The organism is Streptomyces sp. SCSIO ZS0520, assembly GCF_025643355.1.
In the GTDB taxonomy this organism is placed as follows: domain Bacteria; phylum Actinomycetota; class Actinomycetes; order Streptomycetales; family Streptomycetaceae; genus Streptomyces; species Streptomyces physcomitrii.
On the sequence record NZ_CP092644.1, the window covers coordinates 5882145 to 5907682 of the forward strand.

A 25538-nucleotide genomic window follows, 5' to 3' on the forward strand; every position below is an offset into this window, starting at 1 on the left:
GCCGCACCCCGAAGGAGACCCCCTTGGAACTCGCGCAGGTCAGGCTGCTCGTCACCGACTTCCCCGCCTGCTACCGCTTCTACGCGGAGGTGCTCGGCCTCAAGCCGCAGTCCGGCGCACCGCAGGGCCCGTACGAGAAGTTCTCCCCGGCGACCGGCTCCGCGGGCATCGCGCTCCAGGACCGTACGGCGATGGCCGAGATCATCGGGGAGCTGGGGGAGTCGGTCAACGGCCACCGCTCGCTGGTCGTGCTGCGGGTCGACGACCTCGACGACTACTGCGAGCAGATCACCGCCCGGGGCGCCGCCGTCTTCCAGGGCCCGGCCCCGCTCACCGACCGGATGCGGGTGGCCCACCTCAAGGACCCCGAGGGCAACCTGGTCGAACTCCAGGAGTGGCTGCTCCTCCAGGGATAGGCCTCCCGCGGTCGCACTGCCCGCCCCGGCGGTGCGGCTGCCGCCCCGAGCGACCCCTTTGCACCGTGCGCCCCGGTGTGCGCCGGTGGGGCGGACCAAGTGATCGAAAAGGGTCACCAAGTACCGCTCGTGCTGCTTAGGGTGCTGGTGTGACCCAGCCTGCTTACCTCCGCTTCCCGCATCTGCACGGCGAGTTCCTCGTGTTCACCGCCGAGGACGACGTCTGGGCGGCCCCGCTCGACGGCGGCCGCGCCTGGCGGGTGAGCGCGGACAACATGCCCGTGCACCATCCGCGGATATCCCCCGACGGCACCCAGGTCGCCTGGACCTCCACCCGGGACGGCGCCCCGGAGATCTTCACCGCGCCCCTCGACGGCGGGCCCGCCAAGCGGCTCACCTACTGGGGCAGCGCGCGCACCGGCGTGCGGGGCTGGACACCGGACGGCCGGGTCCTCGCGGTGACCACCCACGGCCGGGCCTCCCTGCGGCGCTCCTGGGCCCACGCTGTCCCGCTCGACGGCGGCCCCGCCGAGACCCTGCCCTACGGACCGGTCGGCGACCTCGCGCTCGGGCCCGAGGGCCGGGCGCTGCTGCTCTCGGTGCCGATGGGCCGGGAGGCCGCGTACTGGAAGCGCTACCGGGGCGGCACCGCGGGCAAGCTGTGGATCGCCGCCGAGGACGGCTCCGGTGACTTCGCCCGGCTGCACGCGGGGCTCGACGGCAACATCGAGTACCCGCTGTGGACGGTCCCCGCCGAAGGCCCGGCCCGGATCGCCTTCCTCAGCGACCACGAGGGCACCGGCGCGCTCTACTCCTCGCTGCCCGACGGCGAGGACCTGCGCCGCCACAGCCCCCTCGGCCCGGCCGAGGACGGCAGCGGCGGCTTCTACGCCCGCCACGCCGCCACCGACGGCAGCCGCGTCGTCTACGCGAGCGCCGGTGAACTCTGGCTCCTGGACGACCTGGACGGCGCCGCCCCGCGCCGCCTGGACATCCGCCTCGGCGGCCAGCGCACCGACATGCAGCCCCGTCCGGTCAGCGCCGCCGCCTGGTTCGGCGCCGGGGCGCCCGACCACACCGGCCGCGGCAGCGCCCTCACGGTGCGCGGCGCGGTGCACTGGGTCACCCACCGCTCGGGACCGGCCCGCGCCCTCGCCGCCGAACCCGGCGTCCGCGCCCGGCTGCCGCGCGCCTTCCGCGCCGAGGGCGAGGAGTACGTGGTCTGGGTGACCGACGCGGAGGGCGAGGACGCCCTGGAGTTCGCGCCCGCCACCGGTGCCGCCCCCGGCGCCACGCCCCGCAGGCTCGCCGCGGGCAGGCTCGGCCGGGTCCTCGCCCTGACCGTGGCGCCCGACGGCAGCCGCGCCGCCGTCGCCTCGCACGACGGCCGGGTGCTCCTCGTGGAGCGGGAGAGCGGCGAGGTCCGCGAGGTGGACCGCACCGAGGACGGCGAGGCGAGCGGCCTCGTCTTCTCCCCGGACTCCGCCTGGCTCGCCTGGTCGCACCCCGGCCCCGAGCCGCTGCGGCAGCTGAAGCTCGCCAACACCGCCGACCTGTCGGTCACCGAGGCCACCCCGCTGCGCTTCTGCGACTACTCGCCCGCCTTCACCGACGACGGCAAGCACCTCGCCTTCCTCTCGGCGCGCTCCTTCGACCCGGTCTACGACGAGCACGTCTTCGACCTCGCCTTCGTCGGCGGCAGCCGCCCGCATCTGATCACGCTCTCCGCCGCGACCCCCTCGCCCTTCGGGCCGCAGCGCCACGGCCGCCCCTTCCAGGCGCCCGACAAGGAGGAGACCCCGGAGGGCGAGGGCTCCCCGGTCACCCGGATCGACCTCGACGGGCTCGCCGACCGGATCGTGCCCTTCCCCGTCGAGGCGGCCCGCTACTCCTCGCTGAAGGCGGCCCACGAGGGACTGCTCTGGCTGCACCACCCGGTCCACGGCGTCCTCGGCAACGCCCGCGCGAACCCCGAGGACCCGGACCCCAAGACCGAGCTGGAGCGCTACGACCTCGCCCAGCAGCGGGTGGAGCACCTCGCCCTGGACGTCGACCGCTTCGCGGTCTCCGGCGACGGCAAGCGGATCCTGCTGTGGAGCGACGGCAAGCTGAAGGTGGTGCCCAGCGACCGCCGCGCCCCGCACGAGGACGACGGCGACGCCCACATCACCGTCGACCTCTCCCGTATCCGCCAGACCCTCGAACCGGCCGCCGAATGGCGGCAGATGTACGAGGAGGCGGCCCGGCTGATGCGCGACCACTTCTGGCGCCCCGACCTCGGCGGCCTCGACCTGGACGCCGTCCTGGACCGCTACCGCCCGGTCCTGGACCGGGTCGCCACCCACGACGACCTGGTCGACCTGCTCTACGAGGTGAACGGCGAGTTCGGCACCTCGCACGCCTACGTCGTCAGCCCCTTCGGCGGCGGCAGCGGCGAGCGCAGGCAGGGACTGCTCGGCGCGGACATCTCCCGCCACGAGGACGGCAGTTGGCGCATCGACCGCATCCTGCCCTCGGAGACCTCCGACCCCCGCGCCTACGCCCCGCTCGCGGCGCCCGGCGTCGCGGTCCGCCCCGGCGACCGGCTGCTCGCCGTCGCGGGCCGCCCGGTCGATCCGGTCACCGGTCCCGGGCCGCTCCTGGTGGGCACCGCGGGCAAGCCGGTCGAGCTGATGGTCGGCCCCGCCGACGGCGGCGACCCCCGGCACGCGGTCGTCGTCCCGCTGGACGACGAGGAGCCGCTGCGCTACCACGACTGGGTCGCGGGCCGCCGCGCCCGTGTCCACGAGCTCTCCGGCGGCCGGCTCGGCTACCTCCACGTACCGGACATGCAGGCCCCGGGCTGGGCGCAGATCCACCGGGACCTGCGGGTCGAGGTGGCCCGCGAGGGGCTGATCCTCGACGTGCGGGAGAACCGCGGCGGCCACACCTCGCAGCTGGTGGTCGAGAAGATCGCCCGCCGGGTGGTCGGCTGGGACCTGCCGCGCGGCCGCCGCCCGCAGAGCTATCCCGCCGACGCCCCGCGCGGGCCCGTGGTCGCCGTCGCCAACGAGCACTCCGGCTCCGACGGCGACATCGTCAACGCGGCGATCAAGGCGCTCGGCATCGGCCCGGTCGTCGGCACCCGCACCTGGGGCGGCGTCATCGGCATCGACAGCCGCTACCACCTGGTCGACGGCACCCTGGTCACCCAGCCCAAGTACGCCTTCTGGGTGGAGGGTTCGGGCTGGCAGGTGGAGAACTACGGCGTGGACCCGGACGTCGAGGTCGTCATGGCGCCGCAGGACCATGTCGCGGGCCGGGACCCGCAGCTCGACGAGGCCGTCCGGATCGCCCTCGCCGCCCTGGAGCAGAACCCGGCGAAGACCGCGCCCGCGCTGCCCCCGCTGGACTGAACGCGCGGCCCCGGAGCCGGTCCGCCACGCCCGGAGGGCGGACCGGCCCCGGGCGGCGGCTACGATTCCCGGGCAACGATCAGCCGAGGGTGAGGGAGTACCCGGATGTCGGGCGAACCGCAGGCCGACTGCCTGTTCTGCAAGATCGTCGCGGGCGAGGTCCCGGCGACGGTGGTACGCGAGACCGAGAACACCGTCGCCTTCCGCGACATCAACCCGCAGGCCCCGACGCACGTCCTGGTCATCCCGCGGGCCCACTACCCGGACGCCGCCGCGCTCGCCGCCGCCGACCCGCAGGCGGCCGCCGACGTGCTGACCGAGGCCCGCAATGTCGCCGAGGACGAGAAGGTCACCGACAGCGGCTACCGCATCGTCTTCAACACCGGCTCCGGCGCCGGCCAGACCGTCTTCCACGCCCACGCTCATGTGCTGGCCGGGCGCGGACTGCAGTGGCCGCCCGGCTGAGACACCCCCGGCCCTGTCCGCAGCAGAAGGATCGAACTCCCCGTGTCCGTACGTGAATTGGTGGTCCTCGGCACCGCGAGCCAGGTCCCGACACGGCAGCGCAACCACAACGGCTACGTCCTGCTGTGGGACGGCGAGGGCCTGCTCTTCGACCCCGGCGAGGGCACCCAGCGGCAGCTGCTGCGCGCCTCGGTCGCCGCGCACGACCTCAACCGGCTGTGCGTCACGCACTTCCACGGCGACCACTCGCTGGGCCTGGCCGGGGTGATCCAGCGCATCAACCTCGACCGGGTGCCGCACGAGATCACCGCCCACTACCCGCAGAGCGGTCAGCGCTACTTCGACCGGCTGCGGCACGCCACCGCCTACCGCGAGACCGTCGCGCTCACCGAGGCCCCCGTCGCCGCCGACGGGCCGCTCGCCGCCACCGGCGCGTACACCCTGCACGCGCACCGCCTCTCGCACCCGGTCGAGGCCTACGGCTACCGCCTCGTCGAACCGGACGGCCGCCGCATGCTGCCCGCCGCCCTCGCCGAACGCGGCATCCGGGGCGCCGACATCAGCCGGCTCCAGCGGGAGGGCAGCCTGCGCGGCGTCCACCTCGACGAGGTCAGCGAACCCCGGCGCGGCCAGCGCTTCGCCTTCGTCATGGACACCCGGCTGTGCCCCGCCGTCTCCGTCCTCGCCGAGGGCTGCGACCTGCTCGTCATCGAGTCGACCTTCCTGGAGGAGGACGAGCGACTCGCCACCGAATACGGGCATCTGACCGCCGCCCAGGCCGCGAGGGCGGCCCGGGACGCGGGCGTGCGCCATCTGGTGCTCACCCACTTCAGCCAGCGCTACCCGGACCCGGAGGCCTTCGGCGCGGAGGCCCGCCGGGCGGGCTTCGCGGGCGAACTCACCGTCGCCGCCGACCTGATGAGGGTGCCGCTGCCGAAGCGGCGCTGAAGACCGGGGCCTCGCCGCCCCGCCCGGCCGTACCTGTGCCTCCCGGCGTGCGCCCGCGCCAGGTCACAGCGGCTGCCTGCTGACCTCCATCCACGCCTGAGTGGCACCGGCGTACCGGCTCTCGCGTACCGGATTCGTCATACGCAGCAGGATCTTCGCGAGGTTGACCGACAACTCCTCCTTGGCCGCCAGGCGCAGATCGTCCGCCGCCCCCTCGAAGTATTCGGAACCGAGTGCGGCCTGCAGCATGGTGACCCCGAGCTGATAGAGGTCGACGTCGACATCCCAGGCGATGCCCAGACCGTCCGGCGGAAGATAGCCCGGAGTGGCGCTGCGCGTGAGGATCTGCTCCGAGGCCCGCACGGAGATATTGAAATCGATCAGCACCGCACCGCGTTCCGAGATGATGACATTCTCCGGCTTGATGTCCCGGTGGATGAATCCGTGCCGCGCCTCTTCGAGACGCATGAGGTCATGGGCGCTGATCTCGGTGTGCCGCCGGAGCTGTTCCACGAGGAGATCGTTCGGGTGGAATTCCCGCATCGCCGACAGGATGTCGCCGAGCCACTTTATGCACTCCGCCTCGCTGGCCCGGGTGGACCTGGTGCAGAAGTGCCGCAGCGGCTTGCCGCTCAGCAACTCCATCACCATGTAGACGGCCCCGTCGTCGCTCTTCCCGTGGTCGAGGACGCGTACGACGTTGGGGTGGTCGATCTCCTGGAGGGGCTCGACCTCCCGCTGCAGGGCGCTGAGCAGGCCGTTGTCGAAGACCTTGAGCGCGACCCGCTCGCCGTCGGCGGAGGTGCGGGCCTCGTAGACCTTCGCGAATCCGCCCGGGGCGCCTATGGAGGAGATGACCTCGTAGCCGTCGACCCGGTCGCCGGGGGACAGGTGCCTGCTCGACGACTCGGCGGCTCTCCCCTCCTTCTGCTTCTGGAGGAAGGTCTGCAGGATCTCGATCTCCAGACTGGTGCAGCTCTCGGGGTTCACGCAGATTCCGTAACCCACCAGGTGCGCGGTGTCCTTGGGGAACGCCGTCACGCACTCCCGGAACTCTCCGATCCTGCCGCGTGCCAGGAGTTCCAGGAGGTAGTACTCGTCCTTGTACTGCTCCTCCAGAATCGCCACGATCTGGCTGAGCAGCGAACTCTTCTCCACGAGGAATCTGTCGATGGCGGAGACGACATCCGCCTGCGTGACACTGAATTTGACATCGCCCTCCGGGGGCCGGGCGGAGTGGATGATCGAGGCCAGGGATCTGACCAGGGCCGGGTGCCCGCCGGTCGCGCTGGCCAGCCGTTCCAGCGCCGCGCTCTCCCACTTGAGGCCCATCTTGTTCCCGAGGGTGACGAGGAGGTTCTCCACCTCGTCCTTGGCGAGCGGGCGCAGGTACTGCACCTTGAAGTAGTTGTAGACCGGGTTCTCGCGCCCTCCGATATTGCTCACTTCGAAGGCGCTGGGATTGGTCCCGGTGACGAAGTAGCTCAGCCTGTTGGGGAATTGCTGATCCAGTCCGCGCAGCAGCCGCCAGATCCGTACGAAGGAAGAACCCCACTCGGACCCGGGAGTGGACGGAGAGAGCAGCTCGACCTCGTCGAGCATCATGATGATCGAGCGGCGGGTCTTCTCGATGATCTCCCTGATGTCGTGGTCGAACAGCTCGAAGACCGCGCCCTTGTCCGGGATCGAGGAGAAGAGTTTGTACTTGCCGAAGAGCTGGAGCGTGGTGATGTTGCGGATATGGCGATGGGAATCGTAGATCGACTCCCCGAGGCTCCACAGGAGATTCTCCGCCGAGGGCTCGATGGCGTCGATCCGCTCGACGTCCACATGCCCGATATAGGAATCGCCGTTCGTCTGCAGGGTGGACCGCAGCTTGTAGAGCATGGACGTCTTGCCGATCTTGCGTAAGCCGAACAGTCCCACATGCCGGCCCCCGCGCCGCAGACTGGTCGCGATCTCGCTGACCATCCCGCGGCGGCCGAAGAAGTCCTCGGCCCTGGTGACGGCGGACGGCAGATCGTAGAGATCCCGCACATAGAGCCTGCGCTGCATGGCCTCGATGAAGTCGGACGGCCCGTACGGAGAGCAGGCGGAGAATGTCTCCGCGTCGAAGCCGAGGAAGAGGGTGTCCAGGGTTTCGGCCGTCTCCGACACATGGCGCATCGTGTCGGAGTCCAGGGTGACGACGATGGCGAAATCCTCGCAGAGCCGGGGCCGTTCTTCGCTGATGATGCGCTCCGCCTGCGTCACGGTTCTGGCCTGGAACTCGGGGGATTCCACCACCCACACCAGGACCTCTCGCGCGGTTCCGAAAAGATCTCGCAGGCGCTGGGGAAGTTTCAGGAAGAGGGACCAGCGTTTCCCCTCGGCCTCTTCGTTCACCCACACGATCTTGAAACCGGCACCGCGCAGCACGTTCGCGATCTTCGTACGCAGCTCGCTCCGGTTGAGGAATCGGGCGATCCTCTGCTCGTCGACGGCCATCGTCCCCCCTGTGGACTCCCGTGGCACAGCCAGATGTGCGCAGATTGTCGCGCATCCGGGAGTGCATGACCACGAGATCTACGTTTTTGTGCACAACTGGTGAGGGGCTCCCTCATCTGTGCGGCACTCCCGACGGCGACGGGCGCCCGCCCGCTGCCGCTCAGCGCCCTGCCGGAACCGCCTCGCCGGTGCCCGACTCGTCGCCCGCGGGATCGAGGGCGCCCAGGCCCGGTTCGTGCCAGGTGGCCGGGGTCGGGATCTCCACCATGTCCCGCTCGGCGAGCCCGGCCGGGACCGCCGCCGTGGCGGTGGCGGCGTACGCGGCCCGGGTGGCGCGGCGGCGCCGTGCGCCCGGCAGCAGGGGGCGGCCCGCGGTGTGCAGCGTGACGGCGGTCATCGGGGCGGCGAGGACGAACAGGCCCGCGCAGAGCAGCAGTCCCATGGCCCGGTACCCGGCGAGCGCGGAGAGCCCGCTGCCCACCACGGGGCCGAAGGCGGTGCCGAGCGCGGAGGCCGAACCGGCGAGGACCGCCCAGCGGCCCCGGGTGTCCAGGGAGGCGGCCACCCCGATCAGATAGGAGAGGACGGCCGGGTAGAGGACGTTCCAGGTGATCTGGCCCGAGGCGAAGGCCGCCGGGGTGGTCGAGCAGGCGGTGACCACTATGCAGCAGCCGATCAGTGCGGTGCCCGCGCCCATCGGCAGCGCCCGGCCGAGGCGGGTGCCGAGCGCGCCCGCGCCGAGGACGCCGAGCAGACCGGCGCCGAGGGCCGCCGCGAAGACGGCACCCACGGCGACCTCGCTCATGCCCGCCTGGTCGAGCCCGATCCGCCCGCTCACGCCCCAGAGCGAGTTCTGGGCCATCGACCAGCAGAGCATCGCCCCGGCGAGGACCATGCCCGAGCGGCGGTAGGGCAGCGGGCCCGCGGCCGCCGGTGCGCTGTCCGCGGCCGGTGCCGGGCCGCCGAGCCGTCCCGTGACGGGCAGGGTGAGCAGGGCGCTCACCGCGAGGGCGCCGAAGGGCAGGCCGTGCCCGCCGCCCAGGTAGGGGATGGTCAGGAAGACGCCCCCGGCCAGCGCGGAGACGCAGAGCAGCCCGGTGGTGGAGGCGCGGTGCGGGTCCCCGAGCCCGGCGATCCGGGAGGCGGCCACCGTGATGGCGGTGCCCGAGCCGAGGCCGCCCGCCATCGACCCGGCGATCACCAGCGGCAGCCCCTGGCTCAGGGCGGCGGCACCGTATCCGCCCGCGCACAGCAGCAGTCCCGCGCGGGCCAGCCGGGCCGGGCCGAGGCGCTCGATGCGCGAGGCCAGCGCGAAACCGGCGCTCGCGGAGCTGAGCAGCAGCGCGCTGCCGATGAGCCCGGCCTGGGTCGGCGCGAGGCCGAGGCCGTCGATCAGTCTGCTGACGATGCTGGGCAGCAGATACGAGGCGAGGTAGCCGGAGGCGAAGAGGGCGATGAGGGGCCAGGTGGTGCGGCGGGAGGACACGGGCGTTCCCTGGGCGTGCGGATGGAGGGCGGGGCGGGGTGTGGAGGGGCGCGGGGAGGCGCGAAGGGCGCGCGACGGCGCGGAGAGGGTCGAGCGTGAAGCGGGGGTGTGACGTGGAGCGAGGGGTGTGACGTGGAGCGGAGGACGCGGAGTGGGGGGTGGGGGATGGGGTGCGGTGGCGTCGGCTGACGGGACCGCGGGCCAAAGTTCTATCAATCACGCAGAGTGGCGAGACGCTCGCTGCTGTGTGATCTGCGTCACATCAGGTTTGCGGCCCGGAAATGCGGGATTCCGCGGCTGCGGGAATGGGTGAGAGCGGGGAGTTTTCCCAGTTCAAAGGGTATATGTGCGTGACTCGGCGGAGTGGTCCGCCGCAGCCGGGACGCCGTCCGCCGGGGATCGCGACGGTGGCATTGCTCGGCCAGATGGTCGCGGTCCGTATGGGGGCAGGGGTGGCCGGCCCCGAGGTTCGACGCGGCCGGGCGGCCCGCTCCGTACGGCGGAGTCCGTGCAGGTCGCCGCCTGCTGACCGGCGCGGTGCTCCCGCCGTGCGCCGCCGCGCACGCCCCGCGGCGGCATATGCGCCTGGCGTCCGGACACGCGCCCCGCTCCGCGCAGCGCGCCCCGGTCGCCTGCCGGGAGCCGTGAACCCGGCCCGGATCGATGGGAAAGCGCAGCTCAGGGGCGCTCTGCCGCGCGTTCCAGGATGCGTGCCGCCACCGCCGGGGAGTCCACCAGCGGATGCAGCGCGAGGGCACGCAGCGCCGCCTCGCGGTCCTTGAAGAGGGCGGCCTCCACCGCCGCCGTCTCCACCGCCTTGAGCTGGAGCATCAGCCCGAGTTCGGCCGGGCCGAGCGCGGCCGAGGGCAGCGGGCGCGCCCCGTCCGCGCCCACCTCGCAGACCGTCTCGATGATCGCCTCCGGGTCGAGCGCGGGCACCGTGGCGCCGTTGCGCACATTGAGGATCAGCCGGGTCCCGCGGTCCTGGGCGATGGCCCGCATCAGCGCCAGCGCCACCTGGTCGTAGCCGCCGCCGTCCAGGTCGCAGCTGTCGCGCTGCCAGCCGCCGCTCGCGGCCCGGCTCTCGGCGAGATAGGTCTCCTCGCGGCCGCGCCGGGTCGCCTCCCACAGGGCGTGGGCGCGGTCCGGCTCGCGCGCGGCCCGGTCGAAGAACTCGCCCTGCTGGCGCTCCAGGAAGGCGCCGCGGGTCTCCCCGGCCGCGCGCACCGCGGCCAGCGTCTCGCGCCGGAAGTAGTAGTAGTGCAGGTACTCGTTGGGCAGCGAGCCCAGCGCGCGCAGCCACTCGGCGCCGAACAGGCGGCCCTCCTCGAAGGAGCCGAGGGCCGCGGAGTCCGCGAGCAGACCGGGCAGCAGCTCGCGCCCCGCCGCGTCCCGCAGCGAGCGCAGCCAGCCCAGGTGGTTGAGGCCCACGTAGTCGTACGCCACCGTGTCCGGGTCGGCGCCCGCGGCCCGTGCCGCCCGCCGGACCAGGCCCACCGGCGAATCGCAGATGCCGATCACGCGCGGACCGAGCACCGAGGCCATCGCCTGGGTGACCATGCCCGCCGGGTTGGTGAAGTTGATGACCCAGGCCCCCGGCGCGAGCGCGGCCACCCGCTCGGCGACCCGCAGTGCGACCGGGATGGTGCGCAGCCCGTACAGGATGCCGCCCGCGCCCACCGTCTCCTGCCCGAGGACGCCCTCGGCCAGCGGCACCGCTTCGTCGTGCACCCGGCCCGCGGTGCCGCCCACCCGCATCGCGGAGAAGACGAAGTCGGCGCCGCGCACCGCCTCGTCGAGGTCCCCGGCCACCCGCACCGGCGGCCCGGCGGGCAGCTGCCCGAGGACCGAGCGGATCACCGCGATCCGCCCGGGGTCGGTGTCGTACAGGGTCACCCCGGACACCTCGCTGCCCGCCAGCGCCCGGTAGACCAGAGGGACGCGGAAACCGCCGCCGCCGAGAATCGTGAGCCTCATGCCGCGGAAGATACCCGGGCCCGTGCCGGACGGCCCACGCCGCCCATCAGGCACACTGTGCGGACCCGGACCATCAGGGGGAGCACACCGTGACGACGCAGGACAAGGGCCGGCCGCCCGCACCGGGCGGTCTTGATCCGCTCGCCGGTCTGCGGACGCCCCAGGACCCGCCCTGCGACGTCTATCTGACCGGCACCGTCTTCCTGGACATCATCTTCACCGGCCTGGCCAGCGCCCCCGTGCGGGGCACCGAGTCCTGGGCGGGCGGCATGGGCTCCAGCCCCGGCGGCGTGGCCAACATGGCGACCGCGCTCGCCCGGCTCGGCCTGCGCACCACCCTCGCCGCGGCCTTCGGCGACGACCACTACGGCGAATACTGCTGGGACGCCCTCGCCCAGGGCGAGCGGATCGACCTCGGCCCCTCCCGGCGGGTGCGCGGCTGGCACTCGCCGGTCACCGTCTCCATGGCCTACGAGGGCGAGCGCACCATGGTCTCGCACGGCCACGAGCCCCCGCCCGAGGAACCCGCCCCGCGCTGCCCGCCCCGTGCCAGGGCCGCCGTCGCCGCGCTCGCGGACGGCGCCCCCGCCCCCTGGATCGCGGAGGCGGCCCGGCACGGCACCCGGGTCTTCGCGGACGTCGGCTGGGACGACTCCGGGCGCTGGGACTTGGACGCGCTCACCGACCTGGAGCACTGCGAGGCCTTCCTGCCCAACGCCGAGGAGGCGGTGCGCTACACCCGCGCCGACTCCCCGGAGGCCGCCGCCCACCTGCTCGCCGAACGCGTCCCGCTCGCCGTGGTCACCCTCGGCGCGGAGGGCGCCTACGCGGTGGACGCGGGCACCGGGGAGACCGCCCGGGTGCCGGCCCTCGCGGTGGAGGCGCTCGACCCGACCGGCGCCGGGGACGTCTTCGTCGCCGGGTTCGTCACCGGCACCCTCGCGGGCTGGCCGCTCGCCGACCGGCTCGCCTTCGCCGGGCTGACCGCGGCCCTGTCGGTGCAGGAGTTCGGCGGCTCGCTCTCGGCGCCGGGCTGGGCGGAGGTCGCCGCCTGGTGGCGCCATGTGCGCTCGCGCGGCACGCGCTACCCGGGCGTCCTGGAGCACTACGCCTTCCTGGAGGAGCTGCTGCCCGCCGCGACCGGCAGCTCCCGGCCCTGGCCGCTGCGCCGGGCCGTCCCCACCATCGGCTTCCGGCCGGGCGACTGAGGCGTACGGGCTGTGGGCGGCCGGACGTACCGGGGGATCGGCCACGGAGCGTGCGCGGGCCCTCGCACACCCGGCCGGTTCACGGGCGGGCGCGCGAAAAGCCCTCGGTGTTGTCGGTGGCCCGTCGTAGGCTGGGAACAGCAGCACACGACCTTGTCAGGCGGGCGCGAGCCCGGCACCGAGGAGGATGAGCAGGCCTACAGAGCCGGCCCATGACCCAGTCACCCACAGCTCACGACCCCGCGCGGGGACAGGCACGAGCCCAGTTCACCGTCCCCGCGAAGCACCCCATGGTCACGGTGCTCGGATCCGGGGACTCCCTTCTGCGCGTGATCGAGGACTCCTTCCCCGCCACGGACATCCACGTCCGCGGCAATGAGATCAGCGCTGTCGGCGAGGCCCAGGAAGTCGCCCTGGTGCAGCGCCTGTTCGACGAGATGATGCTGGTGCTCCGCACCGGGCAGCCGATGACGGAGGACGCGGTGGAACGCTCGATCGCCATGCTCAGGGCGAGCGAGAACGGCGAGGCGGGCGAGGCCCAGGAGACCCCCGCCGAGGTGCTCACCCAGAACATCCTCTCCTCGCGCGGGCGCACCATCCGCCCCAAGACGCTCAACCAGAAGCGGTACGTCGACGCCATCGACAAGCACACCGTCGTCTTCGGCATCGGCCCCGCGGGCACCGGCAAGACCTACCTGGCGATGGCCAAGGCGGTGCAGGCCCTGCAGTCCAAGCAGGTCAACCGCATCATCCTGACCCGCCCCGCGGTCGAGGCCGGCGAGCGCCTCGGCTTCCTGCCGGGCACCCTCTACGAGAAGATCGACCCGTATCTGCGCCCGCTCTACGACGCCCTGCACGACATGCTCGACCCCGACTCGATCCCCCGGCTGATGGCCGCGGGCACCATCGAGGTCGCCCCGCTGGCGTACATGCGCGGACGCACGCTCAACGACGCCTTCATCATTCTCGACGAGGCCCAGAACACCAACCCCGAGCAGATGAAGATGTTCCTGACCCGGCTCGGCTTCGAATCGAAGATCGTCATCACCGGTGACGTCACCCAGATCGACCTGCCGAGCGGCACCAAGAGCGGCCTGCGCCAGGTCCAGGACATCCTCGAAGGCGTCGACGACGTCCACTTCTCCCGCCTCACCTCGCACGACGTCGTCCGGCACCGCCTGGTGGGCCGTATCGTCGACGCGTACGAGAAGTACGACAGCGAGACGAGCTCGCCGGGCGGCACGCACACCCGGCGCGACGGGAAGTAGACCAGGCGGCAATGTCGATCGACGTCAACAACGAGTCCGGTACCGAGGTGGACGAACAGGCGGTGCTCGACATCGCCCGCTACGCCCTCGCGAGGATGCGCATCCACCCGCTGTCCGAGCTGTCGGTCATCGTGGTCGACGCCGAGGCGATGGAGCAGCTGCACCTGCAGTGGATGGACCTGCCGGGGCCCACCGATGTCATGTCCTTCCCGATGGACGAGCTGCGCCCGCCCGCCAGGGACGAGGACGAGCCCCCGCAGGGACTCCTCGGCGACATCGTGCTCTGCCCGGAGGTCGCCGCCCGGCAGGGCGAGGAGGCCCCGACGCAGCACTCCATGGACGAGGAGCTCCAGCTCCTGACCGTCCACGGGGTGCTGCACCTGCTGGGCTACGACCACGAAGTCCCCGACGAGAAGGCGGAGATGTTCTCCCTGCAGGCGGCCATCGTCGACGGCTGGCGGGCCGACCGGGGCCTGACCGGTCCCTCGCCCGCCCCGACCGTCTCCTGAGGCCATGAACACCCAGCTGATCTTCGGCGCGATCCTCCTGGTCGTCGTCGCCTGGCTCGCCGCCTGCGCCGAGGCCGGACTCGCCCGCATCTCCAGCTTCCGCGCGGAGGAGGCGGCCCGCGGCGGGCGGCGGGGCAGCGCCAAGCTCGCCCAGGTCGCCGCCGACCCCACCCGCTACCTCAACGTCGCCCTCCTCGTCCGGGTGGCCTGTGAGATGGCCGCCGCGGCGCTCGTCACGTACGCCTGCCTGGAGGAGTTCGACAAGACCTGGCAGGCGCTGCTGCTCGCCATCGGGGTCATGGTGCTCGTCAGCTATGTCGCCGTCGGCGTCTCCCCGCGCACCATCGGCCGCCAGCACCCGCTGAACACGGCCACCGCGGCGGCGTACATCCTGCTGCCGCTGGCCCGGATCATGGGTCCCATCCCGCCCCTGCTGATCCTCATCGGCAACGCCCTGACCCCCGGAAAGGGCTTCCGGCGGGGCCCGTTCGCTTCCGAGGCGGAGCTGCGCGCCCTGGTCGACCTCGCGGAGAAGGAGTCCCTGATCGAGGACGAGGAGCGCCGGATGGTGCACTCCGTCTTCGAGCTGGGGGACACCCTGGTCCGCGAGGTGATGGTGCCGCGCACCGACCTCGTCGTCGTCGAGCGCTACCGCACCATCCGCCAGGCGCTCACCCTCGCCCTGCGCTCCGGCTTCTCGCGGATGCCGGTGACCGGCGAGAGCGAGGACGACATCGTCGGCGTCGTCTACCTCAAGGACCTGGCCCGCCGGACCCACATCAACCGGGAGGCCGAGTCCGAGCTGGTCTCCACCGCGATGCGTTCGGCCTCCTTCGTCCCCGACACCAAGAACGCGGGCGACCTCCTGCGCGAGATGCAGCAGGAGCGGAACCACGTCGCCGTCGTCATCGACGAGTACGGCGGCACCGCGGGCATCGTCACCATCGAGGACATCCTGGAGGAGATCGTCGGCGAGATCACCGACGAGTACGACCGCGAACTGCCGCCCGTGGAGGAGCTGGGCGAGGACCGCCACCGGGTCACCGCCCGCCTCGACATCGGCGACCTCGGCGAGCTGTACGGCCTGGAGGCCTACGACGACGAGGACGTCGAGACCGTCGGCGGCCTCCTCGCCAAGGCCCTCGGCCGGGTGCCGATCGCCGGGGCGAGCGCGGTGGTCGACCTGCCCGACGGCCGGGCCCTGCGGCTGACCGCGGAGGCGGCGGCCGGGCGCCGGAACAAGATCGTGACCGTACTGGTGGAGCCGGTCGCCGTCGAGACGGTCCCCGCGACCGAGGAGTCCAGCACATGACCCCCGCCGAACTGCGCGCCTTCTGCCTCTCCTTCAACGCGGTGGCCGAGGAGTTCCCCTTCAACCCGGAGACCTCGGTCTTCAAGGTGCTCGGCAAGGTCTTCGCGCTCAGCGCCCTGGACGCGGAGCCGCTGACCATCTCCCTGAAGTGCGATCCGGAAGAGGCCGTACGGCTGCGCGAGCGCCACCCCGAGATCGTCCCCGGCTACCACCTCAACAAGCGGCACTGGAACACGGTGACGGTCGGCCCGCTCCCCGACCGCCAGCTCCGCGAACTCATCGAGGACTCCTACGACTTGGTGGTGGCCAAACTGCCACGCGCGGAGCGGCTCCGACTCGATCGGCCTTGACGGGCCGAGCTGCTTCCCCCTGGGGAGCCTGGCCGACCGCCCTGACTGGTTCGTTCCCCTTGAGGGGGTCGGGTCGACCGGCCCTGACCGGCCTGGCCGCTTCCCCCTGAGGAGCCTCGCCGACCGGCCCTGACGGTCGGCCTACGGTTAGGACCCATGAGAGTCCTGATCATCGGCGGCAGCGGCTTCCTCGGAACGGAACTGGTGGGCCAGGCCCTCGCCGCGGGCTGGCGGACCTCCGCGACCTACCACTCCCGACCCCGCGACATCCCCGGCGCCACATGGCACCGGCTCGACCTCCGCCTCCCCGGCCGTCTCGACGCACTGCTCGCCGAGGTGGCTCCGGACGCCGTCCTCAACGTCACGAGCGGGCAAGCCCGATTGGGCGGTCACCGCGGACGGTTCGGTACGGGTGGCCCTGGCCGCGGCACAACACCCGTGCCGCCTGGTCCACGTCTCCAGCGACGCCGTCTTCTCCGGCTCCCGGGTCCACTACGACGAGAGCTGCCTGCCCGATCCGGTCACCCCGTACGGCGCGGCGAAGGCAGCCGCCGAGACCGCCGTGCGGCTCCTCGTCCCGGACGCCGCCGTCGCGCGCACCTCGTTGATCGTCGGCCACGGCCGCTCCGCACACGAGCGCCGGGTCCGTGCCCTGGCCGCCGATCCACGGTCGGGTGCCCTGTTCACCGACGACTTCCGCTGCCCGGTGCACGTCACGGACCTGGCCGCCGCCCTGTGCGAACTCACGGTGTCCGAGGCGTCCGGGATGTTCCACCTCGCCGGAGCAGATGCCGTGAGCCGCTACGACCTCGGCGTACTCCTCGCCCGCCGTGAGGGACTCGACCCGTCCCGGCTCCCGTCCGCCCGCCGCGCCGACTCCGCGCTCCCCGGCGCCCTCGACGTCCGCCTCGACAGCCGCGCCACCCAGTCCCACCTGCGCACCCGCCTGCGCGGCGCCCGGGAGTTCCTCGGCTCGTAGGGGCGTGCGCTCGTAGGGTGCGCTCTCCTCTCACGGCCCGTCGAGGGGGCAAGGGGTGTTCCATCGGCGCTCGTACGTCTCTCCCGTTACGCCCTCCTGGTGCTCGGGCAGCAGCCCCTTGCCCCAAGGGGGGTCGGTACGGGGACTGGCTCCGTAGGGCGGCGATACGCGCATTCGCCTCACCGGCTGGCCCCCGCGCGAGCCGTTCCCGCGGCTTCGTATGCTTCGGCACATGACCGACAGCACCGCGCTCGACCCCGAGGACCGCAAGATCGTCACCCTGGCCCGCTCGGCCAGAGCCCGCAACGGCGTGCCCGAGGGCGCTGCGGTACGCGACGAGACCGGCCGCACCTATGTCGCCGGGACGGTGTCCCTGGACTCCCTGCAACTCAGCGCCCTGCAGACGGCGGTGGCCATGGCGGTGGCCTCCGGTGCCACCTCGCTGGAGGCGGCAGCCGTGGTCACCGAGGCCCCGGCCGCCGCGGACGCCGACCGCGCGGCGGTACGCGACCTGGGCGGTGCCGACACCCCCGTGCTGGTCGCCGGCACCGACGGCGAGGTCAGGAACGTGGTCACCGCCGGTTGACCCGTCCTGCGGGGCACCGGCCGGGACCCGGCGGACAGATCAGTCGGCGGGCAGATCACAGGGCGGGCGGATCAGAGGGCGTCCGGGCCGCGTTCGCCCGTGCGCACCCGGACCACGGAGTCGACCGGTACCACCCAGACCTTGCCGTCTCCGATGCGTCCCGTCTGCGCGGCGCGCACGATCGCGTCCACCGAGGCCTCCGTGTCCGCGTCCTCGACCACGACCTCGATACGGACCTTCGGCACCAGGTCGACCTTGTACTCCGCCCCCCGGTACACCTCGGTGTGCCCGCCCTGGCGTCCGTAGCCGCTCGCCTCCGTCACGGTCATTCCGTGCACGCCGAGTTCCTGGAGGGCGCTCTTCACCTCGTCGAGGCGGAAGGGCTTGACGATCGCCGTGATGAGCTTCATGCGGACGGGCTCCTGTCCTTCGTGACCGCCGGGGAGTTGTGCGGGGCACCGTGGCCCAGCACGCCGTGATCGTAGGCGGTCTCCGCGTGCACGGTCTGGTCGAGTCCGGTCATCTCCTCCTCGGCGGAGGCCCGGAAGCCCAACAGCCGGTCGATCGCCTTGCCGAGGAGGAAGGTCACCCCGAAGGTGTAAGCGGCCACCACCACGACCGCCACCGCCTGCCTGCCCAACTGCCCCAGACCGCCGCCGTAGAAGAGCCCTTCCGCGCCGCCGGTCATCGCCTCGGTCGCGAACAGCCCGATCAGCAGGGTGCCCACCACCCCGCCGACGAAGTGCACCCCCACCACGTCCAGCGAATCGTCGTACCCGAAGCGGAACTTCCAGGCCACGGCATACGAGCACACCACGCCCGCAGCGAGCCCCACCACGGCCCCGCCGAGGATGCCCACCGTCCCGCAGGCCGGGGTGATCGCCACCAGTCCGGCCACGGCACCCGAGGCGGCACCGAAGGTGGTCGGATGGCCGTCCCGCACCTGCTCGACGGCGAGCCAGCCGAGCAGCCCGGTGCAGCCGGCGACGAGGGTGTTGAGCAGCGAGGCGGCCGCGAGGCCGTTGGCCCCGAGCGCCGAACCGCCGTTGAAGCCGAGCCACCCGAACCACAGAAGTCCCGCGCCCAGCATGACCAGGGGCAGGTTGTGGGGACGCATGGCGTCCTTCCGGAAGCCGATCCGCGGCCCGAGCACCAGGGCGAGCGCCAGTCCGGAAGCCCCCGAGGCGATCTCCACGACGAGGCCGCCCGCGAAGTCGAGCGCACCGAGGCGCCCCGAGATCCAGCCGCCCGGCCCCCAGACCCGGTGCGCCACCGGAACGTATACGAGCAGCGCCCACACCGGCACGAACACCAGCCAGGCCGCGAACTTCGTCCGGTCCGCCACCGCCCCGCTGATCAGCGCCGCGGTGATGATCGCGAAGGTCAGCTGGAAGGTGCTGAACAGCATCGTCGGCACCGTCCCGGACACGTCGTCCGGTCCGATGTCGGCCATGCCGAGGTGGCCGAGATCACCTATCAGGCCGCCGAAGGCATCGTCGCCGAAGACCAGTGAATAGCCTGCGAGCAGCCAGACCACGGTGACGAGCGCGATCGAGACGAAGCTCATCAGGAGCATGTTGAGCACGCTCTTGGTACGGACCATCCCACCGTAGAAGAGGGCCAGCCCGGGGGTCATCAGCAGGACCAGCGCCGTTGCCGCGAGCAACCAGGCGGTGTCGCCGCTGTCGAGGCCTGCGGCCAGGTGCACGGTCTTCACTGTCGGTCTCCTGAGGGTCGGGGAGACTGAGAGAGTCACCGCCACGCATTTCGCTCCGCACACATCGGTGTTTCCGCTGTGTTTCGCATTGCGTCAGCGTTTCCGTAATCTCACAGGTCGGACCGGCTCCCGGGATCAGGGACAATGGTCGCCATGAGCGTTCACAGCGACCCCACCGAGCCGTCCGATTCCCCCCACCGGTCCGGCTTTGCCTGCTTTGTGGGGCGCCCCAACGCGGGCAAGTCCACCCTGACGAACGCTCTTGTCGGTCAGAAGATCGCCATCACCTCCAATCGTCCGCAGACCACCCGGCACACCGTGCGCGGGATCGTGCACCGTCCGGACGCCCAGCTCGTCCTGGTGGACACCCCCGGCCTGCACAAGCCCCGTACGCTGCTGGGAGAGCGCCTGAACGACGTGGTCCGCACCACCTGGGCCGAGGTCGACGTGATCGGCTTCTGCCTCCCCGCCGACCAGAAGCTCGGCCCCGGTGACCGCTTCATCGCCAAGGAACTGGCCGGGATCAAGCGCACCCCGAAGGTGGCGGTCGTCACCAAGACGGACCTCGTCGACCCCAAGGCCCTCGCCGAGCAGCTCATCGCCGTGGACCAGCTCGGCAAGGAACTCGGCTTCGAGTGGGCGGAGATCATCCCCGTCTCCGCGGTCGGGGGTCAGCAGGTCTCCCTTCTCGCCGATCTGCTGGTGCCCTTGCTCCCCGAGGGGCCGACCCTCTACCCCGAGGGCGATCTCACCGACGAGCCCGAGCAGGTCATGGTGGCGGAACTCATCCGCGAGGCCGCTCTGGAGGGCGTGCGCGACGAACTGCCGCACTCCATCGCCGTCGTCGTGGAGGAGATGCTGCCCCGCGAGGACCGGCCGGCCGACAAGCCCCTGCTGGACATCCACGCCAATCTCTTCATCGAGCGCCCGAGCCAGAAGGGCATCGTCATCGGCCCGAAGGGAAAGCGCCTGAAGGATGTCGGTGTGAAGTCCCGCAAGCAGATCGAGGCCCTGCTCGGCACCCCCGTCTTCCTGGACCTCCATGTGAAGGTGGCCAAGGACTGGCAGCGCGACCCCAAGCAGCTGAGGCGACTCGGCTTCTGATCTCCGAACGGGCCGACGGACCGCCGCTCTTCCCTCCGCTCTATCCGTCCGCGGCCAGGTGACTCCTCCTTTCCCGATGCTCGGGTTGTGCTGGGACGCGCTGCCCTCGCTTGCCCTGCCCTCGCTCGCCCTGCTCCCGTTCGTGGTGCTCCCGTGTCGGACCGCTTCCTTCCGCGCCCTCTCCCAGCTCCGGGACGGCGCTTCTGGCGGCCATCACCCAGTCGTACCCCGCGTCCTCCTCGAAGTCCTCGTACGCCGCGTACTCCTCGCCCCAGGGCACCGGCGACTCCAGCGGGTCGGCGTCCATGTCCTGGCAGCCCACCACTCGCAGCAGTTCGAGCTTTTCGTAGGACTCGGTTCCCGGGCATGCGGTGTGGACGATCAACTGCTGGTCGCCGCCCTGGCTGAGCAGGACCTCGCAGTCCAGCTCCAGGAGACCGACCATCGGATGCTGGAACCGCTTGATCGCGGTGTGCCGCGCCGCGACCTCATGGGACTGCCAGAGTCTTCGGAACTCCTCGCTCTTCTTGCGTAGTTCGGCGACGAGCCGCCCGGGCCCGGGATCGTCCGGCCTCGCCGCCGTGATTGCTCGCAGGCAGGCGACATGGGCCCGAGCGCGGTCTGCTCGGTCTTCCTCTGGGATCAGTTGCCGTGCTTCCGGGTCGGTGAAGAAGTGCCGGACCAGGTTGCGGTCTTCGGTGGGGCGCTGCTTGATGTCGCCGGTGAGCGCGGCGGCCATATGGTTCTGGGCTAGCACCTCTCCGTAGTCGGTGACGATCTGCGCGGGTGTGTCGTGCAACCGGTCGAGTATCAGCAGCAGCCCCGGGCGGACATGCAGATCGGTGTGGCCGGGGCGTGGCGGCTGCTCGCCCGCGAGATGGAAGAGATGGTCACGCTCCTCTTCCGTCAGCCGCAGGGCGCGGGAGAGCGAGGTGAGCAGTTGCCGCGAGGGACGGGGCCCGCGGCGCTGTTCCAGGCGGATGTAGTAGTCGACAGACATCCCGGCCAGTTGCGCCACCTCCTCACGGCGCAGCCCCGGGGTGCGGCGCCGTCCGCCCGCTTCCATCCCCACGGCCGCGGGCGTGAGACGGGCACGTCCGCGGCGCAGGAAGTCTGCGAGCTGAGGTCGATCGAGTCGGTTCACGAGGACAGCATCACCCGGGTACGGAGAGTTATCCAGGGACTCCCGATCCCAGGATCGGGAGTCCTCTCCCACTTCCTCGGTGAGCGGGTGAGTCTGGCACTGCGACCACGGAAGCGCCGCTCCCGACAGCGGAGTTGACCGGGGCCGTAGCAACCCGCAATCCCTCCCCTTTCCCGGCTCCCGCGGACGGGGGCCGAGCCGGGCGAGGGGGAGGAGCGGGGCCGGGGCGGAGCGCCGAGGCGACGCTCACGTCCCAGGAAGACACCGGCGAGGGAAGGCACCGCCGTGACCACCGGCCGGACACCGGCCAAGAACCCCTGCGAAGAGGAGAGGCGCAACAGATGCTGAAGTTCCTGGCAAGAGTCAGACGCAAGATGGGCCGGTGGCGGCCTCCGCGGATCGTGCAACAGCTGCGCAAGGGATCCGCGGAGAGACAGGCTGACCCGCGGTGGTCAGGCCCCCTCCTTCAACACCCGCGAGATCAGCTTCCGTTGCGCCTCGGTGAGCCCGGGGTCGGCGCAGTGGACGGTGCGGTCGCCGACGGTCAGGGCGTAGTGGAAACCGTCCGGGACCCCCGCCGAGGGACTCTCGCCGGCGGTGGCCAGCGCTTCGTCCGCCAGGGCCTTCCACTCCTCGGCGTCCGGGAGATCCCCGGTGTCGACCTGGGCCTCGCGCACGATGGCCGCGAACCCCCCTGTGCGTTTTACCTGAATGCGCATGGAAGGTGTTCTACCCCCAATCTCTTCCGCCGCTTCCTGTCCGCCATATTTCCCACCTCCGGCCGCGCCTTCGCGGGGCGTCCGGAGCCTCCCCCGGGGCTGCCCGTCCCGGACCTGAATCCGAACCGCCCGCCCGGGGCCGTTCGCGTAGCGGAACGGCCCCGGGGGAGCAGCGCCCCGGCGGGAGGAGGATGCGCCGGAGCGGACGGAGGCCGATGGCTCAGCCGGTGGATACCCCCACCTGCGACCAGGCCTTGAGGACGGCTTCCTGCTCCGCGCCGCCGCCGTAGCGCGTCTGCGCGGCGGAGGCGGTCAGGCGGGCGAAGGCGGCGAAGTCCGCGTCGGAGGCCAGATCGCCGCCGGTGAGGACGTCGTACCAGATCTGCCCGGCCCGCTCCCAGGCGTTGCCGCCCAGTGTCTCGGCCAGGAGGTAGAAGGCGCGGTTGGGGATGCCGGAGTTGATGTGGACGCCGCCGTTGTCGTCCTCCGTGCGGACGTAGTCCTTCATGCTGCCGGGCTGGGGGTCCTTGCCGAGGACATCGTCGTCGTAGGCGGTGCCCGGGGCCTTCATCGAGCGGAGGGCCTTGCCGCTCACCCCGGGGGCGAGCAGCCCGGCGCCGATGAGCCAGTCGGCCTCCGAGGCGGTCTGGCCCAGGGCGTACTGCTTGATCAGTGAGCCGAACACATCCGAGAGGGACTCGTTGAGGGCGCCGGGCTGGTCGGCGTAGGTGAGGTTCGCCGTGTGCTGGGTGACGCCGTGCGTCAGCTCGTGGCCGATGACGTCGAGAGGGAGGGTGAAGTCCAGGAAGATCTCCCCGTCACCGTCGCCGAAGACCATCTGGTCGCCGTTCCAGAAGGCGTTGTTGTACTCGCGGTCGTAGTGGACCGTGGCGACGAGGGGGAGGCCGCGGCCGTCGATGGAGGAGCGGCCGTAGGCCTTGAGGTACAGCTCGAAGGTGGCGCCGAGACCCGAGTACGCGCGGTTGACGGAGGCGTCCTTCACGGGCTGCTGTCCCTCGCCGCGGACCTTGCGGCCGGGCAGGGCGGTGCCGTGGGCGGCGTCGTGGATGGAGCGTTCGGGCTGGTCGGGCGGGTCGGCCTCGGCGCCTGGAGCGGCCGTCGCCTGAGGGCCTGCGGCCACGGTGAGGCTGCGGCGGGTGCGCTCCAGGGTGTCGCGTTCGAGGGTGCGCCGGGCGACGTCGGCGAGGCTTGCGTTGCTGTGCTGGGACAGGGCGTCCAGCAGGTGCGGCGGGACGATCGTGCAGAAGACGGGCGTGATGTCGCGGTGAGTGCTCATACAAGGACTGTGACAGTGAGTGGTGGTGCAGTCACTAGAAGCGAGGGAGATTGGCGAAATGGAGTGATAACTCACGCGATGGCCTTTACGTGGCGGCAGTCCCGCATACTGAAACGCATCGCCTTGCGGCGGCACCGTTCGGTTACAGTGCAGCCATCATGCGTTTTGGGCTGCTTCTCCTTAGCTGCCGCGGCGAGGGCCTGTAGTCGAGGCCGACCCCCTCCCCGCGGAGTTCGGTGTTGCGCTACGACCCGTCGGCCGGCCCCCTGTGGACCAATGAGGAGCCCCACGCATCATGTCGAACCCTGCTGACCAGCCCGTCGGTCGTCGTACGCCGCTCACCACCGCGCACCACTTCCAGCAGCCCACCGCGATGCCGATCCACAAGTACCGCGGTTACGAGGCCGTGGACATCGCCGACCGCACCTGGCCCGAGCAGCGCATCACCAAGGCCCCGCGCTGGCTGTCCACCGATCTGCGCGACGGCAACCAGGCGCTGATCGACCCCATGTCGCCCGTACGCAAGCGGGAGATGTTCGATCTGCTCGTACGCATGGGCTACAAGGAGATCGAGGTCGGCTTCCCCTCCTCCGGGCAGACGGACTTCGACTTCGTCCGCTCCATCATCGAGGACGAGGCGATCCCCGAGGACGTGACGATCTCGGTCCTGACGCAGGCGCGCGAGGAACTCATCGAGCGCACCGTGGAATCGCTGAAGGGCGCGCGCCGGGCGACGGTGCACCTGTACAACGCCACCGCTCCGGTCTGGCGCGAGGTGGTCTTCCGGGGCTCCCGCGACCAGGTCCGGCAGATCGCCGTGGACGGGACGCGGCTGGTCATGGAGTACGCGGAGAAGCTGCTCGACGAGCGGACCGAGTTCGGGTACCAGTACAGCCCCGAGATCTTCACCGACACCGAGCTGGACTTCGCGCTGGAGGTCTGCGAGGGGGTGATGGACGTCTGGCAGCCCGAGGCGGGCCGCGAGATCATCCTCAACCTGCCCGCCACCGTGGAGCGTTCGACGCCCTCCACGCATGCGGACCGCTTCGAGTGGATGTCGCGCAATCTGAGCCGGCGTGAGTTCGTCTGCCTCTCGGTACACCCCCACAACGACCGGGGCACCGCGGTGGCCGCCGCCGAACTCGCGCTGATGGCGGGCGCCGACCGCGTCGAGGGCTGCCTCTTCGGCCAGGGCGAGCGGACCGGCAACGTCGACCTGGTCACCCTGGGCATGAACCTGTTCTCGCAGGGCGTGGACCCGCAGATCGACTTCTCCGACATCGACGAGATCCGCCGCGCCGCCGAGTACTGCACGCAGATGGAGGTGCACCCGCGCCACCCCTACGCGGGCGATCTCGTCTACACCGCCTTCTCCGGCTCCCACCAGGACGCCATCAAGAAGGGCTTCGAGGCGATGGAGGGCCGCGCCGAGGCGGCGGGCAGGACGGTCGACGACATCGAGTGGGCGGTCCCCTACCTGCCGATCGACCCGAAGGACGTGGGGCGTTCCTACGAGGCCGTGATCCGGGTCAACTCGCAGTCCGGCAAGGGCGGTGTGGCCTACGTCCTCAAGAACGACCACCACCTGGACCTGCCCCGGCGGATGCAGATCGAGTTCTCCCGGATCATCCAGGCGAAGACGGACGCCGAGGGCGGCGAGGTCACCCCGGGGGCCATCTGGTCCGTCTTCCAGGACGAGTACCTGCCCAACCCGGACAACCCCTGGGGCCGCATCCAGGTGCGCGACGGCGGCCAGGCCACCAGCGGCACGAGCGGCGGCGGTGCCGACACCCTGACCGTCGAGGCAGAGGTCGACGGCGCGCACACGGTGCTGAGCGGTACGGGCAACGGTCCGATCTCCGCCTTCTTCGACGCACTGCAGTCGATCGGCATCGACGTACGGCTGCTGGACTACCAGGAGCACACGATGAGCGAGGGCGCTTCGGCGCTGGCCGCCTCGTACATCGAGTGCGCGATCGGCGACAAGGTGCTCTGGGGTATCGGCATCGACGCGAATACGACACGCGCCTCCCTGAAGGCAGTGGTCTCCGCGGTCAACCGCGCGGCCCGGAACGGCGGCTGACCCGCGGCTTCGGGTCCCCCGGGCGTCCCTGTGACACCCGGGGGACGCGGTGCCCGCCGGGCAGGTCTCGGCCAGCTCTCGGCCCAAG

At 71.6% G+C, this 25538-nt stretch carries 19 protein-coding genes and 2 pseudogenes; 13 read left to right on the plus strand and 8 right to left on the minus strand.

All coding sequences use genetic code 11. The annotated features are described in order from the left end of the window. The first annotated feature begins 23 nt into the window (after nucleotides 1-23). From MID12_RS23465 to MID12_RS23480, 4 genes are all read left to right on the plus strand, one after another. Complete coding sequence (locus MID12_RS23465) at nucleotides 24-416, plus strand: VOC family protein (protein WP_040253716.1); 393 nt, start codon at nucleotides 24-26, stop codon at nucleotides 414-416. Between the two features lie 149 nt (nucleotides 417-565). Next, the gene (locus tag MID12_RS23470; protein ID WP_263170538.1) at nucleotides 566-3811 is read left to right on the plus strand and encodes a S41 family peptidase; all 3246 of its coding nucleotides are present in this window, start codon (nucleotides 566-568) and stop codon (nucleotides 3809-3811) included. A gap of 105 nt (nucleotides 3812-3916) precedes the next feature. After that, complete coding sequence (locus MID12_RS23475) at nucleotides 3917-4276, plus strand: histidine triad nucleotide-binding protein (protein ID WP_040253721.1); 360 nt, start codon at nucleotides 3917-3919, stop codon at nucleotides 4274-4276. A gap of 42 nt (nucleotides 4277-4318) precedes the next feature. Further along, a complete protein-coding gene (locus MID12_RS23480; protein ID WP_263170539.1) occupies nucleotides 4319-5224 on the plus strand; it encodes a ribonuclease Z in 906 nt (301 codons plus the stop codon). A 63-nt stretch (nucleotides 5225-5287) separates the two neighbouring features. On the opposite strand, the gene MID12_RS23485 is transcribed toward MID12_RS23480, so the two are convergent. The 3 genes from MID12_RS23485 to MID12_RS23495 form a co-directional block, all read right to left on the minus strand. Then, complete coding sequence (locus MID12_RS23485) at nucleotides 5288-7711, minus strand: serine/threonine-protein kinase (protein WP_263170541.1); 2424 nt, start codon at nucleotides 7709-7711, stop codon at nucleotides 5288-5290. Between the two features lie 160 nt (nucleotides 7712-7871). Further along, nucleotides 7872-9197: an MFS transporter gene (locus MID12_RS23490; RefSeq protein ID WP_263170542.1), complete on the minus strand. Its 1326-nt coding sequence runs from the start codon at nucleotides 9195-9197 to the stop codon at nucleotides 7872-7874. A gap of 678 nt (nucleotides 9198-9875) precedes the next feature. Continuing rightward, on the minus strand, nucleotides 9876-11174 hold the full coding sequence (locus MID12_RS23495; RefSeq protein ID WP_263170544.1) for a 6-phospho-beta-glucosidase: 1299 nt from the start codon (nucleotides 11172-11174) through the stop codon (nucleotides 9876-9878). An 89-nt stretch (nucleotides 11175-11263) separates the two neighbouring features. On the opposite strand from MID12_RS23495, the gene MID12_RS23500 reads away from it, so the two are divergent. The 7 genes and pseudogenes from MID12_RS23500 to MID12_RS23530 all read left to right on the plus strand — a co-directional run bounded on the left by MID12_RS23500 (nucleotide 11264) and on the right by MID12_RS23530 (nucleotide 17386). Continuing rightward, nucleotides 11264-12382, plus strand: coding sequence for a carbohydrate kinase family protein (locus MID12_RS23500; protein WP_040253731.1), 1119 nt, complete (start codon nucleotides 11264-11266; stop codon nucleotides 12380-12382). A 212-nt stretch (nucleotides 12383-12594) separates the two neighbouring features. Continuing rightward, nucleotides 12595-13650 carry a PhoH family protein gene (locus MID12_RS23505; protein ID WP_263170545.1) on the plus strand — a complete coding sequence of 352 codons (1056 nt, stop codon included), beginning with the start codon at nucleotides 12595-12597 and terminating at the stop codon, nucleotides 13648-13650. A gap of 11 nt (nucleotides 13651-13661) precedes the next feature. After that, nucleotides 13662-14159 carry an rRNA maturation RNase YbeY gene (ybeY, locus tag MID12_RS23510; protein WP_263170546.1) on the plus strand — a complete coding sequence of 166 codons (498 nt, stop codon included), beginning with the start codon at nucleotides 13662-13664 and terminating at the stop codon, nucleotides 14157-14159. Nucleotides 14160-14163: 4 nt separating this feature from the next. Beyond that, nucleotides 14164-15471 carry a hemolysin family protein gene (locus tag MID12_RS23515; RefSeq protein ID WP_263170547.1) on the plus strand — a complete coding sequence of 436 codons (1308 nt, stop codon included), beginning with the start codon at nucleotides 14164-14166 and terminating at the stop codon, nucleotides 15469-15471. After that, nucleotides 15468-15821: an MmcQ/YjbR family DNA-binding protein gene (locus tag MID12_RS23520; RefSeq protein WP_263170549.1), complete on the plus strand. Its 354-nt coding sequence runs from the start codon at nucleotides 15468-15470 to the stop codon at nucleotides 15819-15821. Before MID12_RS23515 ends, MID12_RS23520 begins: the two co-directional genes overlap by 4 nt. A 156-nt stretch (nucleotides 15822-15977) precedes the next feature. Beyond that, nucleotides 15978-16800 (plus strand): annotated as a pseudogene (locus MID12_RS23525) (SDR family oxidoreductase). Nucleotides 16801-17032: 232 nt separating this feature from the next. Then, nucleotides 17033-17386 (plus strand): hypothetical protein, encoded by a 354-nt coding sequence (locus MID12_RS23530; protein ID WP_040253746.1) that lies wholly within the window; start codon nucleotides 17033-17035, stop codon nucleotides 17384-17386. Nucleotides 17387-17457: 71 nt separating this feature from the next. On the opposite strand, the gene MID12_RS23535 is transcribed toward MID12_RS23530, so the two are convergent. Together MID12_RS23535 and MID12_RS23540 are read right to left on the minus strand one after the other, a co-directional pair. After that, nucleotides 17458-17796, minus strand: coding sequence for a P-II family nitrogen regulator (locus tag MID12_RS23535; RefSeq protein ID WP_040253748.1), 339 nt, complete (start codon nucleotides 17794-17796; stop codon nucleotides 17458-17460). Next, nucleotides 17793-19103 carry an ammonium transporter gene (locus tag MID12_RS23540; protein WP_317633404.1) on the minus strand — a complete coding sequence of 437 codons (1311 nt, stop codon included), beginning with the start codon at nucleotides 19101-19103 and terminating at the stop codon, nucleotides 17793-17795. Before MID12_RS23540 ends, MID12_RS23535 begins: the two co-directional genes overlap by 4 nt. Nucleotides 19104-19247: 144 nt before the next feature. Here MID12_RS23540 and era point away from each other — a divergent pair, with 144 nt between their 5' ends. Continuing rightward, nucleotides 19248-20207 carry a GTPase Era gene (gene era / locus MID12_RS23545; protein WP_040253753.1) on the plus strand — a complete coding sequence of 320 codons (960 nt, stop codon included), beginning with the start codon at nucleotides 19248-19250 and terminating at the stop codon, nucleotides 20205-20207. 304 nt (nucleotides 20208-20511) lie between these two features. Here era and MID12_RS23550 read toward each other — a convergent pair. From MID12_RS23550 to MID12_RS23560, 3 genes and pseudogenes are all read right to left on the minus strand, one after another. Further along, nucleotides 20512-21351 (minus strand): annotated as a pseudogene (locus tag MID12_RS23550) (helix-turn-helix transcriptional regulator); the annotation flags it as partial. 452 nt (nucleotides 21352-21803) lie between these two features. Then, nucleotides 21804-22070, minus strand: a complete 267-nt coding sequence (locus MID12_RS23555; RefSeq protein WP_040253756.1) for a protealysin inhibitor emfourin — start codon at nucleotides 22068-22070, stop codon at nucleotides 21804-21806. 220 nt (nucleotides 22071-22290) lie between these two features. Continuing rightward, entirely contained in the window at nucleotides 22291-23367 is a 1077-nt protein-coding gene (locus MID12_RS23560) for a M4 family metallopeptidase (RefSeq protein WP_263170554.1), read from the minus strand. 295 nt (nucleotides 23368-23662) lie between these two features. Here MID12_RS23560 and leuA point away from each other — a divergent pair, with 295 nt between their 5' ends. Beyond that, nucleotides 23663-25450: a 2-isopropylmalate synthase gene (gene leuA, locus MID12_RS23565; protein ID WP_263170556.1), complete on the plus strand. Its 1788-nt coding sequence runs from the start codon at nucleotides 23663-23665 to the stop codon at nucleotides 25448-25450. Nucleotides 25451-25538 lie beyond the last annotated feature (88 nt).